General features: G+C 71.6%; 10 protein-coding genes. 9 read left to right on the top strand and 1 reads right to left on the bottom strand.

The genetic code is table 11. From position 1 onward, the window contains the following. A partial coding sequence (locus ACYVHU_RS20420) for an ATP-grasp domain-containing protein (protein WP_498949280.1) occupies positions 1-840 on the bottom strand: 840 nt, incomplete at its 3' end. A 240-nt stretch (positions 841-1,080) separates the two neighbouring features. Here ACYVHU_RS20420 and ACYVHU_RS20415 point away from each other — a divergent pair. The 9 genes from ACYVHU_RS20415 to ACYVHU_RS20375 all read left to right on the top strand — a co-directional run bounded on the left by ACYVHU_RS20415 (position 1,081) and on the right by ACYVHU_RS20375 (position 13,168). Next, positions 1,081-2,796, top strand: coding sequence for a thiamine pyrophosphate-binding protein (locus ACYVHU_RS20415; protein WP_394330012.1), 1,716 nt, complete (start codon positions 1,081-1,083; stop codon positions 2,794-2,796). A 28-nt stretch (positions 2,797-2,824) separates the two neighbouring features. Further along, complete coding sequence (gene frc, locus ACYVHU_RS20410; RefSeq protein WP_078759467.1) at positions 2,825-4,054, top strand: formyl-CoA transferase; 1,230 nt, start codon at positions 2,825-2,827, stop codon at positions 4,052-4,054. Then, positions 4,054-6,225, top strand: coding sequence for an acetate--CoA ligase family protein (locus ACYVHU_RS20405; protein WP_432941006.1), 2,172 nt, complete (start codon positions 4,054-4,056; stop codon positions 6,223-6,225). Before frc ends, ACYVHU_RS20405 begins: the two co-directional genes overlap by 1 nt. A 240-nt stretch (positions 6,226-6,465) precedes the next feature. After that, positions 6,466-8,055, top strand: coding sequence for an Nramp family divalent metal transporter (locus ACYVHU_RS20400; protein ID WP_432941009.1), 1,590 nt, complete (start codon positions 6,466-6,468; stop codon positions 8,053-8,055). Further along, the gene (locus ACYVHU_RS20395) at positions 8,055-8,615 is read left to right on the top strand and encodes a hypothetical protein (RefSeq protein ID WP_432941012.1); all 561 of its coding nucleotides are present in this window, start codon (positions 8,055-8,057) and stop codon (positions 8,613-8,615) included. Before ACYVHU_RS20400 ends, ACYVHU_RS20395 begins: the two co-directional genes overlap by 1 nt. Before the next feature lie 91 nt (positions 8,616-8,706). Beyond that, complete coding sequence (locus ACYVHU_RS20390; RefSeq protein ID WP_235000587.1) at positions 8,707-9,639, top strand: NADP-dependent oxidoreductase; 933 nt, start codon at positions 8,707-8,709, stop codon at positions 9,637-9,639. 593 nt (positions 9,640-10,232) lie between these two features. Further along, the gene (locus ACYVHU_RS20385; protein ID WP_432941775.1) at positions 10,233-11,525 is read left to right on the top strand and encodes a bifunctional o-acetylhomoserine/o-acetylserine sulfhydrylase; all 1,293 of its coding nucleotides are present in this window, start codon (positions 10,233-10,235) and stop codon (positions 11,523-11,525) included. A gap of 5 nt (positions 11,526-11,530) precedes the next feature. Further along, positions 11,531-12,664: a homoserine O-acetyltransferase MetX gene (gene metX / locus ACYVHU_RS20380; RefSeq protein WP_432941778.1), complete on the top strand. Its 1,134-nt coding sequence runs from the start codon at positions 11,531-11,533 to the stop codon at positions 12,662-12,664. Between the two features lie 51 nt (positions 12,665-12,715). Further along, on the top strand, positions 12,716-13,168 hold the full coding sequence (locus tag ACYVHU_RS20375; RefSeq protein ID WP_235000588.1) for a type II toxin-antitoxin system PemK/MazF family toxin: 453 nt from the start codon (positions 12,716-12,718) through the stop codon (positions 13,166-13,168). Positions 13,169-13,194: the final 26 nt, after the last annotated feature.

Raw genomic sequence — 13,194 nt, 5'->3', positions numbered from 1 at the left:
GGGCTTGACCCCACCGTGCGCCTCACCCGCGTAGGCCACCACGTCCAACGTCGACATGACCAGACCGGCACCGTTACCGATGATGCCGACCTCACCGTCGAGCTTGACGTAGTTCAGACCCTTCGCCCTGGCGCGGGACTCCCGTTCGTCGGCGCCCGCGTCGTCGTGGAAGGCCGCGCGCTCGGGGTGGCGGAAGGCCGCGTTGCCGTCCAGCGTCACCTTGCCGTCCAGGGCGACCACGCGGCCGTCCTCGGTGCGCACGAGCGGGTTGACCTCGACCAGCGTGGCGTCCTCCTCGCAGGCCACCCGCCACAGCCGGGTCATGACCGCGGCCAGCCTGGGGTGGGTGTCGAAGGGCAGTTCGGCCCGGTGGCAGATCTCCCGCGCGGTGGCGCGGTCCAGGCCGCGCAGGGGGTCGATCGGGGTGCGGACGATCGCCTGCGGACGTGTGGCGGCGACCTCCTCGATCTCCATGCCGCCCTCCTTGGAGCAGATGGACAGGAAGGTGCGGTTGGCCCGATCGAGCAGGATCGAGAAGTAGTACTCCTCGGCGATGTCGGCGGCCTCCTCGACCAGGACGTGGTGGACCGTGTGGCCCTTGATGTCCATGCCCAGGATCTGCTCGGCCGCGGCGCGGGCCTCCTCGGGGCCGTCGGCCACCTTGACGCCGCCGGCCTTGCCGCGACCACCCGTCTTGACCTGCGCCTTCACCACGACCCTGCCACCGATGCGGGCCGCGCTGCGTTCGGCCTGGTCGGGTGTCGAGGCGAGCTGACGCTGGGCGGTCGGCACGTCGTGTTCCCCGAAGAGCTGCTTTGCCTGGTGTTCGTAGAGGTCCACCGCGCCTCCTCCGCGCCTCGCGCTTGCCGTCCCCTCAGTCATACGCCGATCGTATGCAGTATGCAATCCCCCGCGACTCCGCTTCGCGTTCGCGCCGGAACGGTCTGGACACGGATTGCGGGTTGATGTAGCAATGGAAGCCATACGGTATGCAGTATTCAAAAATCTCGGCCTCTGGGCCGACCCCTATCCCCATCCAGCCGGCACGACCAGCGCCCCACGGGGCCGCGCGGTGAGGAGATGAGCAGCCAGATGGCGGACCAGCGCAACGAGGAGCACACCAGCGAGGCGACGACGATCTCCGGCGGGCACCTGGTGGCCCGAGCCCTCAAGGCCGAGGGCATCGACGTCATCTTCACGCTGTGCGGCGGGCACATCATCGACATCTACGACGGGTGCGTCGACGAGGGCATCGACGTCATCGACGTACGACACGAACAGGTGGCGGCACACGCCGCCGACGGCTACGCCCGCATCACCGGCCGACCCGGCTGCGCGGTCGTCACCGCCGGACCGGGCACCACCGACGCCGTCACCGGCATCGCCAACGCCTACCGGGCCGAGAGCCCGATGCTGGTCATCGGCGGCCAGGGAGCGCTCAGCCAGCACAAGATGGGCTCCCTCCAGGACCTGCCGCACGTCGACATGATCGCGCCGATCTCCAAGTTCGCGGCCACGGTTCCGCACACCGAGCGCGTCGCCGACATGGTCTCCATGGCCTTCCGCGAGGCGCTCAACGGGGCTCCCGGGCCGTCGTTCCTGGAGATCCCGCGCGACATCCTCGACGCGCGCGTCCCGGTGGAGCGCGCCCGGATCCCCGTCGCCGGGCGCTACCGCGCCTCGACCCGCCAGGCCGGCGACCCCGCCGCGATCGAGCGGCTCGCCGAGCTGCTGGTGCGCTCGGAGAAGCCGAGCATCCTGCTGGGCAACCAGGTGTGGACCACGCGGGCCACGCAGTCGGCGATCGACCTGGTGCGCGCGCTCAACGTGCCCGCCTACATGAACGGTGCCGGCCGCGGCACCCTCCCGCCCGGCGACCCGCACCACTTCCAGTTGTCGCGCCGCTACGCCTTCACCAACTCCGACCTCATCGTCATCGTGGGCACCCCGTTCGACTTCCGGATGGGCTACGGCAGGCGGCTGTCCCCCGACGCCACGGTCGTGCAGATCGACCTGTCCTACGCCACCGTCGGCAAGAACCGTGACATCGACTTGGGCATCGTCGGCGACGCCGACGTGATCCTGTCCTCGGTCCTCCAGGCCACCAGCGCGTTCTCCGACAACGGAGCACAGGGACGCAAGGCCTGGCTGGAGGAACTGCGCGCCCAGGAACGCGCCGCCCTGGACAAGCGGGCCGCGCTCCTGCACTCCGACGCGACGCCCATCCACCCCTACCGGCTGGTGCACGAGATCAACGAGTTCCTCACCGAGGACTCGATCTACATCGGCGACGGCGGCGACATCGTCACCTTCTCCGGACAGGTCGTCCAGCCCAAGTCGCCCGGCCACTGGATGGACCCGGGCCCGCTGGGCACCCTCGGGGTCGGCGTCCCGTTCGTGATGGCGGCCAAGTACGCCCGTCCGGACAAGGAGGTGGTCGCCCTGTTCGGTGACGGCGCGTTCAGCCTCACGGGCTGGGACTTCGAGACCCTGGTCCGCTTCAACCTGCCGTTCGTCGGCGTCATCGGCAACAACTCGTCGATGAACCAGATCCGTTACGGACAGATCGCCAAGTACGGCGAGGCGCGCGGCAACGTCGGCAACACCCTCGGCGACGTGCGCTACTCGGAGTTCGCGAGGATGCTGGGCGGCTACGGCGAGGAGGTGCGCGACCCCGCCGAGATCGGCCCGGCGCTGCGCCGGGCCCGGGAGTCGGGCAAGCCATCGCTGATCAACGTGTGGATCGACCCCGATGTCTACGCCCCGGGGACCCGCAACCAGACCATGTACAAGTGACCGGCTGGAGACGACCGGGAGAACCCCCATGACCAAGGCCCTTGAGGGCGTGCGCGTCCTCGACATGACGCACGTGCAGTCCGGCCCCTCAGCGACCCAGCTCCTGGCCTGGCTCGGAGCCGACGTGGTGAAGCTGGAGGCTCCCAGCGGCGACATCACCCGACGCCAGCTGCGCGACCTGCCCGACGTGGACAGCCTCTACTTCACGATGCTCAACTCCAACAAGCGCAGCATCACCCTCAACACCAAGACCGAACGCGGCAAGGAGATCTTCCTGGAGCTGGTACGCCGCTCCGACGTACTGGTGGAGAACTTCGCGCCCGGCGCGCTGGACCGGATGGGGTTCACCTGGGAGGTGCTGCACGCCACCAACCCGCGGCTGATCTACGCCTCCATCAAAGGGTTCGGGCCCGGCGCCTACGCCGACTTCAAGGCCTACGAGGTGATCGCCCAGGCCATGGGCGGCTCGATGAGCACGACCGGCTTCGAGGACGGACCGCCGTTGGCGACGGGCGCCCAGATCGGCGATTCGGGCACCGGGGTGCACACGGTGGCCGGGATCCTGGCGGCCCTGCTCCAACGCACCCGCACCGGACGGGGCCAGCGCGTCGAGGTCGCGATGCAAGACGCCGTGCTGAACCTGTGCCGGGTGAAGCTGCGCGACCAGCAGCGTCTGGCCCACGGCCCCCTGAAGGAGTACCCCAACGAGGACTTCGGCGACACGGTCCCCCGTTCGGGCAACGCCTCGGGGGGCGGCCAGCCCGGCTGGGCCGTGCGCACCGCGCCCGGAGGCCCCAACGACTACGTCTACGTCATCATCCAGCCCCCGGGCTGGGCGCCGATCACCCAGCTCATCGGCCGCCCCGAGCTCGCCACCGACCCCGAGTGGGCCACCCCCGAGGCGCGCCTGGACAAACTCGACAAGGCGTTCGCGATGATCGAGGAGTGGTCGATCCGGCTGCCCAAGTGGGAGGTCCTGGCCGCGCTCAACGCGCACAACATCCCCTGCGGTCCGATCCTGAGCACCCGCGAGATCATCGACGACCCCACCCTCAGCGCCAACGGGATCGTCGTCACCGTGGACCACCCCCAACGGGGCCCCTACAAGACCGTGGGCCTGCCGATCCGGCTGTCGGACTCCCCCGCCGACATCGAGCGCTCCCCACTGCTCGGCGAGCACAACGACGACATCTACTCCGGCGAGCTCGGACTCGACGCCGAGGAGCTCGCCACGCTCAAGTCGAACGGAGTGATCTGATGCCCGCTGCCCCACCGGAGTCCGCCCACGGCGGCGACACCAGCGGATACGACCGCGCCGCGGTACGCGCCGTGCTCGACCGCGCCCGCGCCGAGGGCCGCACCTCGCTGACCGCGCCCGAGGCCAAGGCGGTCGCCGACGCCTACGGCATCCCCGCGCCGCGCGAGGCCCTGGCCACCTCGGCGGAGGAGGCCGTCGAACACGCCGTGGAGCTGGGCCTTCCCGTGGTCGCCAAGATCGTCTCGCCCGACATCCTGCACAAGACCGAGGCCGGGGGCGTGGCCGTCGGGCTGGAGACCCCCCAAGACGTCGCCACCGCCTACCACCGGATCCTCGCCAACGCCCAGGCCCACTCCCCCGGCGCGCGCGTCGAGGGGGTCCAGGTCCAGCAGCAGCTCGGCGGCGGCCAGGAGGTCATCATCGGCGCCACCACCGATCCCACCTTCGGCAAGATCGTGGTGTTCGGGCTCGGCGGCGTGCTGGTCGAGGTCCTCAAGGACGTCGCGTTCCGGCTCGCGCCGGTCACCCCCGCCGAGGCGCTGGAACAGGTCGGCGACATCAAGGCCGCCGAGGTGCTGCGCGGGGTACGCGGCGGCGAGGGCGTCGACACCCACCGTCTCGCCGATCTCCTGGTCCGTCTGTCCCACCTGGTCACCGACTTTCCCGAGATCGCCGAGGCCGACCTCAACCCGGTGTTCGCGACGGCCTCCGCCGCGGTCGCCGCCGACCTGCGTTTCGTGCTCGACTTCGACCCGCCGCGGCCGCCCAAGCGCTTCAGCCGCGAGGAGATCCTGGCCGCGACCAACCGCATCTTCCGGCCGCGCTCGATCGCCGTGATCGGCGCCTCCAACGAGACCGGCAAGATCGGCAACTCCGTCATCAAGAACATCGTCGACGGCGGCTTCGAGGGGGAGATCCACCCGATCAATCCCAGGTCCGACGAGGTGTATGGGCTGAAGGCCTACAAGAGCATCACCGACGTCCCCGGCGAGGTCGACGTCGCGGTCTTCGCCATCCCGGCGAAGTTCGTCGCCGGGGCCCTGGAGGAGGTCGGGCGCAAGGGGGTGGCCGGGGCGATCCTCATCCCCTCCGGGTTCGCCGAGACCGGCGAGCAGGAGCTCCAGGACGAGGTGCTCGCGGTCGCCCGCCGCCACGGCGTCCGGCTGCTCGGCCCCAACATCTACGGCTACTACTACACCCCCCAGAAGCTGTCGGCGACCTTCTGCACCCCCTACGACGTGGTCGGCGGCACCGCCCTGACCTCGCAGTCGGGCGGTATCGGCATGGCGATCCTCGGCTACAGCCGCAGCACCCGCACCGGTGTCTCGGCGATCGTGGGCGTGGGCAACAAGGCCGACATCGACGAGGACGACCTGCTCACCTTCTTCGGCCAGGACGACAACACCAACGCGATCGCGATGCACCTGGAGGACCTCAAGGACGGCCGCGCCTTCGTCGAGGCGGCCCGCGAGGTGGTGCCCCGCAAACCGGTCGTGGTCCTCAAGGCCGGACGCACCTCGGCGGGGGCGCGGGCGGCCGGATCGCACACCGGAGCGCTGGCCGGCGACGACAAGGTCTACGACGACATCCTGCGGCAGGCCGGCGTGGTGCGCGCGCCCGGCCTCAACGAACTGCTGGAGTACGGTCGCGCCCTGCCGGTGCTGCCGACGCCCCGGGGCGAGAACGTCGTCATCATCACCGGCGCGGGCGGCTCGGGGGTGCTGCTGTCCGACGCCGTGGTCGACAACGGCATGTCGCTGTATGAGATCCCGCCGGACCTGGACGCCGCGTTCCGGGCGTTCATCCCGCCCTTCGGGGCGGCCGGCAACCCCGTCGACATCACCGGCGGCGAACCGCCCTCGACCTATGAGAAGACGATCCGGCTGGGCCTGGAGGACGAACGGGTGCACGCGCTCATCCTCGGCTACTGGCACACGATCGTGACCCCGCCGATGGTCTTCGCCGACGTCGTCGTCAAGGTCGTGTCCGAGGCGCGGGCCAAGGGCGTCGACAAGCCCATCGTGGCCTCGCTGTCGGGCGACACCGAGGTCGAGGCCGCCAGCGCCCGGCTTTTCGAGAACGGCATCGTCGCCTACCCCTACACGACCGAAAAACCGGTACAGGTTCTCGGCGCGAAGTATCGCTGGGCGCGCGCCGCCGGACTACTCTGACCCGACGGGACCGATCCCACCGGTCCGTCTCGACCACAGCCACCCCGGTGGTCCGGTACCGCCATCGCCGGACCACCGGTCACACCGCGCACGGGCGCTCCACCAGCGGCCGCGCGTGGTGCCAGCCACGGCCGGTCCCCGACCGACCCCGAGAGCACAGGGAGGTCCGCGGGAAAACGCCCAGGGGGCGCATGGGGGCAGAGCAGCTCGCATCCGCAGATCCGCTAGGGAGTTCCGCCCATGGATTCCTCAGACCTCAACGCGGCCGGATCCACCGGGGCGCCCGTACCGGGAGCCTCCACGGAGAAGGGGACCCGCCCCCTGATCCCCGGCCAGCGCCGACCCCACCCGTCCGAATCGACCTCCGCCACCACGCCCTCCGCTCCCCGGGAGCGGTTCTGGCGCGCCGGACGCCTCGAACCCATGCCGATCCGCCGACTTCCCGAGGCGCCGCCCTCCATCCACATCCTCGGCCCGACCGTCTTCCTCGTCGCCCTGGGCGTGGGGATGGGCGAGTCCTACATGTGGCCGCGCCTGGTCCTGGTGTTCGGCCCGGAGATCCGCTGGCTGTTCCTCATCGGCGTGTCGCTCCAGGCGGTCGTCATGTTGGAGATGTCGCGTTACGCGATGGCCACCGGCGAGAGCATCTTCTTCGGCGCGGCGCGCGTGTTCAAACCGCTGATGTGGTTCTTCTTCGTCACCGCGATCCTCGTCTACATCTGGCCGGGACACCTGTCGGCCGGGGCCTCGGCCTTCGAACGGGTGACCGGCATCCCCTGGCAGGCCACGGCGGTGGCCGGGATGCTGCTGGTGGGCGTGGTCTTCACACTGGCCAAGGTCGTCTACAGCCTGCTGGAGAGCGTGCTGTCGATCTGTATCGGCCTGCTCGTGGTGGGCACGTCGGTGGTGGCCGCGCTCGTCGGCAACTTCGCCGATCTGGCCTCCACCGTCAGCGGGATGTTCGCCTTCGGCTACCTGCCGGACGAGGCCACCTCGGCCACGTGGTTTCCGATCCTGGTCGGCTCGATCGCCTTCGCCGGCCCCTCGGGCATGCAGCAGATGTGGTACACCCTGCACCTGCGCGACAAAGGCGCCGGCATGGGCGCGCACATCCCGCGGATCCGCGGACTGCGCCACGCCGAGGAGCAGGAGAGCATGCCCTCGCGCGGGTTCATGTTCGACACCTCCGACCCCGCCGAGATGGCGAAATGGAAGGGGTGGCGCCGCTGGGTGACCTTCGACGCCTTCGTCCTGTTCTGGGGCGTCACGATGCTGGTGACGATCGCGTTCACGGTACTGGCGCAGGCCTCGGCCCGGCTGGACCCGGGTGTGGTCGAGGTGATCCGCAACGGTGAACGCGACGCCGCGCTGGACGCGATGGCCTCCTCCTTCGCGGCGGCCGGCACCCCGGTCCTCGGCACCGTGTTCTTCTGCTTCATCGCGCTCATCGGCCTCAACGCCACGCTGGGCCTGTTCGACTCCTTCTCCCGCGGCCAGGCCGACATGACCTACTTCTTCGTCCCCGGCGCCAAGCGGTTCAGCATCTCCAAGCTGTACGGCTTCTTCCTGTGGGGACTGATCGCCTTCGGCATCGCCGTCCTGCTGTTCGGCCCCGCGGACGGCCCCGCCGCGATCCTGGACACGTTGGCGTTCCTGTCGACGTTCGCGATGGGCGCCTACTGCGTGGTGCTCCTGCTGGTCAACAACATCACCCTGCCCAAGCCCATCCGGCCGGGGATCGTCTCCAACGTGATCATCGCCTTCGCCGCGCTGTTCTACCTCGGCGCGCTGTTCTACTCCCTGTTCGCCTACGGGGTGGTGGTGAGCTGATGGGAACCCCACAAAGGGCCACCCCCACCGTGACGGGCGGGCTCGCCTACGCGGAGGTGGCGTTACCCGGTGCGCTGATCGGCGTGGCGGCCGGGGCGTTCGGGGCCGGGACGGCGGCGTTGGCCGGATTGCCCCTGCCCCTGATCCTGACGATCACCGCGGGACTCGGCGTCCCGTTGGCGCTGGCCGGCGGCTGCTACTGCGTGCTGCTGGCGCTCGGTCGCCTGCGGATCGGCGCGGTGGCGCCGGCGGCGCTGTACTGGGCGGTGGCCTTCCCCGCCGCCCGGCTCGTCGAGGAGACGGCGATGGCCTGGTACCTGGGGCAGGCGACACTGTTGCGCGAACCGCTGTGGTCGTTCCTGCTGTTCCAGGCGATGCTCAGCGTGGGCTACGCGATCGGGTTCCTGTGGCTGCACGAGCGTCTGGCTCCGCGTTGGCTGCTGGCCACAAGCGGCCACAACCCCGTGGCCGGCGACCTCGCCGGGCGCTACCTGAGGCATCTGGAGGTGATGTCCCGACGTCGCGCCCCCGCGGCGACGGGGCGACGTGGCAACGGGTGACCGCGCCTCTCCCGGTTCCGGGCGCCGCTCACCCGGAACCGGGAATTCCCCGCCGGGGCGAGAGGTTCGGCCGAGTATGCGAGTGATCGGAGTGAGTGAATTCGGCGGGCCCGAGGCGCTACGGGAGTTCGACGTCCCCGAGCGTCACGCCGGCCCCAAGGAGGTGCGGATCCGCGTGCGCGCGGCCGCGGTGAACCCGACCGACACCCTGACCCGCAGCGGAGCGCGGGCCGAGGACCTGCGCAAGAACCCGCCGCCCTACGTTCCGGGCATGGACGCGGCCGGCGTGGTCGAGGAGATCGGGCCGGAGGTGTCGGCCGACTACGGCGTCGGCGACCACGTGATGGCGATCGTCGTACCGGACGGCTCCCACGGGGCCTACAGCGAGAGCATCGTGGTCCCCGCCGACTCGGTCGCGCGGGTCCCCCACGGCGCGAGCGACGCCGAGGCGGCGACCCTGCCCATGAACGGGCTGACCGCACGACGCGCCCTGGACCTGCTCGATCTGCCGCCCGGCGCCACCCTCGCCGTCACCGGGGCGGCCGGCGCCTTCGGCGGTTACGTGGTGCAGCTCGCCAAGGCCGACGGGCTGCGGGTCGTCGCCGACGCCAAGCCCGAGGACGAGGAGCTGGTCCGCGCGCTGGGCGCCGACATCGTGGTGGCGCGCGGGGACGACGTCGCCGAGCGCATCCGCGCGGCCGTTCCCGAAGGGGTCGACGGCCTCGCCGACGGGGCGGTGCAGGACGGCCTCGTCACCGCGGCGGTCCGCGACGGCGGAGGGGTGGCCACCGTGCGCGGCTACCGGGGCGACGACGCGGCCCTGGCGCGCGGCATCTCCTTCCACCCGGTGTGGGTCGTCGACTACCAGCACGCGCGCGAACGACTCGACCGGTTGCGCGAGCAGGCCGAGAAGGGGGTCCTCACCCTGCGCGTGGCGCAGGTCCTGCCCGCCGCCCAGGCGCCGCAGGCACACCGGAGGTTGGAAGCCGGCGGTGTGCGCGGACGTCTCGTCCTGGAGTTCTGACCGTCGCGGCCCCGCGTCCCGGTTCCCGGGCGCGGGGCCGCGGGCCTGGGGCGCTTCCCGACGTCGGAGGCGCCCCTGTCCGTCATCGGGGCGTCACCTTGCCCCCGGCCCCGGGCGCGCGGGCCGGCGGGGTTCCTGTCCGGGACCGGATGATCGGGACGCCGCGGGGCGCTGTGTTCCCGCGTCCGGCGGGAGGACCGGTGGCGAGGCCGATGAGGCCGGCCCCGCCGGCGACCAGCGGGGTCGGCCTCACTCACGGGAACCGATGGACTACACACCGCCAGAGCGCTAGTGTCGTGGCCATGATCCTGCTCGTTTCGCGGCGGCACGTCGACTATGCCCGCGTAAGCAGCATGCTCTGTCACCCCGCGGCCTGACCCGTCTCCCGTTTTCCCGGTCCCCCGCGGCCGCGTCCTCGTCCCCACCCGGCGGGGCGCCCTCTCGTTGCCGTCGGGCGCGGCCCTCGCCGCGCCCTCATCCCGATCCGCGCCGCGTCCGGCCCCACCGCGCCGTACGCCCGTGCCCAGGAGAGCATCGTGACCGTCGACTCCCGTGACACCTCCCCCACTCCCGAGCCGTCCGCCGCGGCCGCCGTGGAGTGGTCGTTTGAGACCAAGCAGATCCACGCGGGCGCGCAGCCCGATCCGGCGACGCACGCGCGCGCCACCCCGATCTACCAGACGACCTCCTTCGTCTTCCGCGACACCCAGCACGGGGCCGACCTGTTCAATCTCGTCGAGCCGGGCAACATCTACAGCCGGATCACCAATCCCACCCAGGACGTGCTGGAACAGCGCCTGGCCGCCCTGGAGGGCGGGGTGGCCGCGGTGGCGTTCGCCTCGGGGTCGGCCGCGACGACCGCGGCGATCCTCAACCTGGCGGGCGCCGGCGACCACGTGGTCGCCAGCCCGTCGCTGTACGGGGGCACCTACAACCTGTTCAACTCCACGCTGCCCAAGCTGGGGGTGCGGGTGACGTTCGTGGCGGACCAGGACGACCTGGGGGCCTGGCGGGACGCGGTCCGCCCCGAGACGAAGCTGTTCTTCGCCGAGACGCTGGCCAACCCCGGCGGCAACGTCTTGGACGTGCGCGGCGTCGCCGATGTCGCGCACGAGACGGGCGTCCCCCTGGTCGTCGACAACACCGTGCCCACCCCTTACCTGCTGCGGCCGATCGAGCACGGCGCCGATGTCGTCGTCCACTCGGCGACCAAGTACCTCGGCGGGCACGGCACCACGATCGCCGGCGTCGTCGTGGACGGCGGCACCTTCGACTTCGGCATGTTCCCCGAGCGGTTCCCCGGGTTCGTCGAGCCCGACCCCAGCTACCACGGCCTGCGCTACTGGGAGACGATGGGGCCCGGCGCCTACGCGGCGAAGCTGCGGTTGCAGCTGCTGCGCGACACCGGCGCGGCGATCGCCCCGTTGAACGCCTTCCTGATCCTGCAAGGGGTCGAGACGCTGTCCCTGCGGATGGAGCGGCACGTCGCCAACGCCCAGGCCCTGGCCGAATGGCTGGAAGGACGCGAGGAGGTCGAACGGGTCCACTACGCCGGTCTGCCCTCCAGCCCGTTCAACGCCAGGGCCCGCGGCTACCTGCCGCGCGGCGCGGGTGCGGTGGTCTCCTTCGAACTGCACGGCGGGGTCGAGGCCGGGCGCGCCTTCGTCGACGGCACGGAGCTGTTCAGCCACCTGGTCAACATCGGTGACGTGCGCAGCCTCATCGCCCACCCGGCCAGCACCACCCACAGCCAGCTTGGCCCCGAGGAGCAGCTCGCCTCGGGCGTCACCCCCGGACTGGTGCGTCTGGCGGTGGGCCTGGAGCACATCGACGACCTACGGGCGGACCTGGAGGCGGGCTTCCGGGCCGCGAAGGCACGGCGGTGAGCGGGCTGCCCGTCGGGCCGTGCCCTCCCGCCACCGGTGGGTGGCGGGAGGGCGATCCGGCCGGTGGGCGACGCTGGTCGACGCCTGGGGCACCGTTCCGGCTGGAGTCGGGGCAGGAGCTTCCCGGTGTCCGGCTGGCCTACCAGACGTGGGGGACCCTCGACGCCGCCCGCTCCAACGCGGTCCTGGTCCTGCACGGGCTGACCGGGGACAGTCACCTCAGTGGCCCGGCCGGGCCCGGGCATCCCAGCCCCGGCTGGTGGGACGGCCTGGTGGGGCGCGGCCGGGCGCTGGACACCGACCGCTTCTTCGTGGTCGTCCCCAACGCGCTCGGCGGCTGCCAGGGCAGTACCGGGCCCTCGACGTCCCGTCCCGATGGGCGCCCCTGGGGCTCGGCTTTTCCCCGGCTGAGCATCCGCGACCTGGTGGCGGCCGAGGCCAGGCTCGCCGATGAGCTGGGGATCGCCAGGTGGGCGGCTGTCATCGGGGGGTCCATGGGCGGCATGCGCGCCCTGGAATGGGCGGTGGGCCACCCGCACCGGGTGGTCCGGGCGCTGCTGCTGGCCTGCCCGGCCGCGACCTCGGCCCGCCAGATCGCGTGGACCTCCCCCCAGCTCCACGCCATCGCGGCCGATCCCCACTGGCACGGCGGCGACTACCTCGCCCTCGGTTGTGGTGGCCCACGCGACGGTCTGGGGATCGCGCGCAGGATCGCGCACGCCACCTACCGCGGTGACGGCGAGCTCACCGCGCGTTTCGGCCGCCGGGCCCAGGAGGGCGAGGATCCCGGCGCCGGAGGCCGGTTCGCGATCGAGTCCTACCTCGACCACCACGCCGACAAGCTCGTCCGACGCTTCGACGCCAACAGCTATGTCGTGCTCACCCGGGCGATGAACTCCCACGACGTGGGGCGGGGGCGGGGCGGCACCGCCGCCGCGCTGGCCCGGGTCACGGCGCGGACCATGGTGGCGGGGGTGAGCAGCGACGACCTCTACCCCCTCGCCCAGCAGGCGGAGCTGGCCGCGGGGATCAGGGAGGCGGGACCGGTCCGGGTCATCTCCTCCCCGCACGGCCATGACGGCTTCCTCGTGGAGGTCGAGCAGGTGGCGGCGCTGGTCAAGGAACTGCTGGCCGACTGAGCCGCCCCGGCCGCGCCGTGCGCCCGGGCCGGGGCGGGTTAGGATGCACCCGTGCTGGAGCCTCGTGACCCCTCGCGCGTCCCCGCCGGCCACCCCCATCGCGGCGCCGTCCGCGAAGTGGCGACCGGGCGCAACGCGACCGTGCTGACCTACGCCCCCGACCTGGACGGGCGGGCCGACGCCGGCGAGATCGTGTGGACCTGGGTCCCCTACGAGGAGGATCCCACGCAGGGCAAGGACCGGCCGCTGCTCGTGGTGGGCCGGCGCGGCCCCCTCGTGCACGCGCTGATGCTGTCCAGCCGGACCCCCGACGGCTGGGAGGAACACGACTGGCTGGAGCTGGGCTCCGGTACCTGGGACCGCGACGGACGGCGCTCCTACGTGCGGCTGGACCGACTCTTCGAGCTGGACGAGGACGCCATCCGGCGGGAGGGCGCGGTCCTGGAGGCCGACCGGTTCTGGCACGTCGGCGCGGTGCTCAGGGCGCGCTACGGCTGGCGCTGAGGCACGACGACGGGCCGCTCGCCTCG

The organism is Marinactinospora endophytica, from assembly GCF_054780875.1.
Note: the sequence above shows the minus strand (reverse complement) of the source record. Positions and strands in the feature narration are given on the sequence as shown.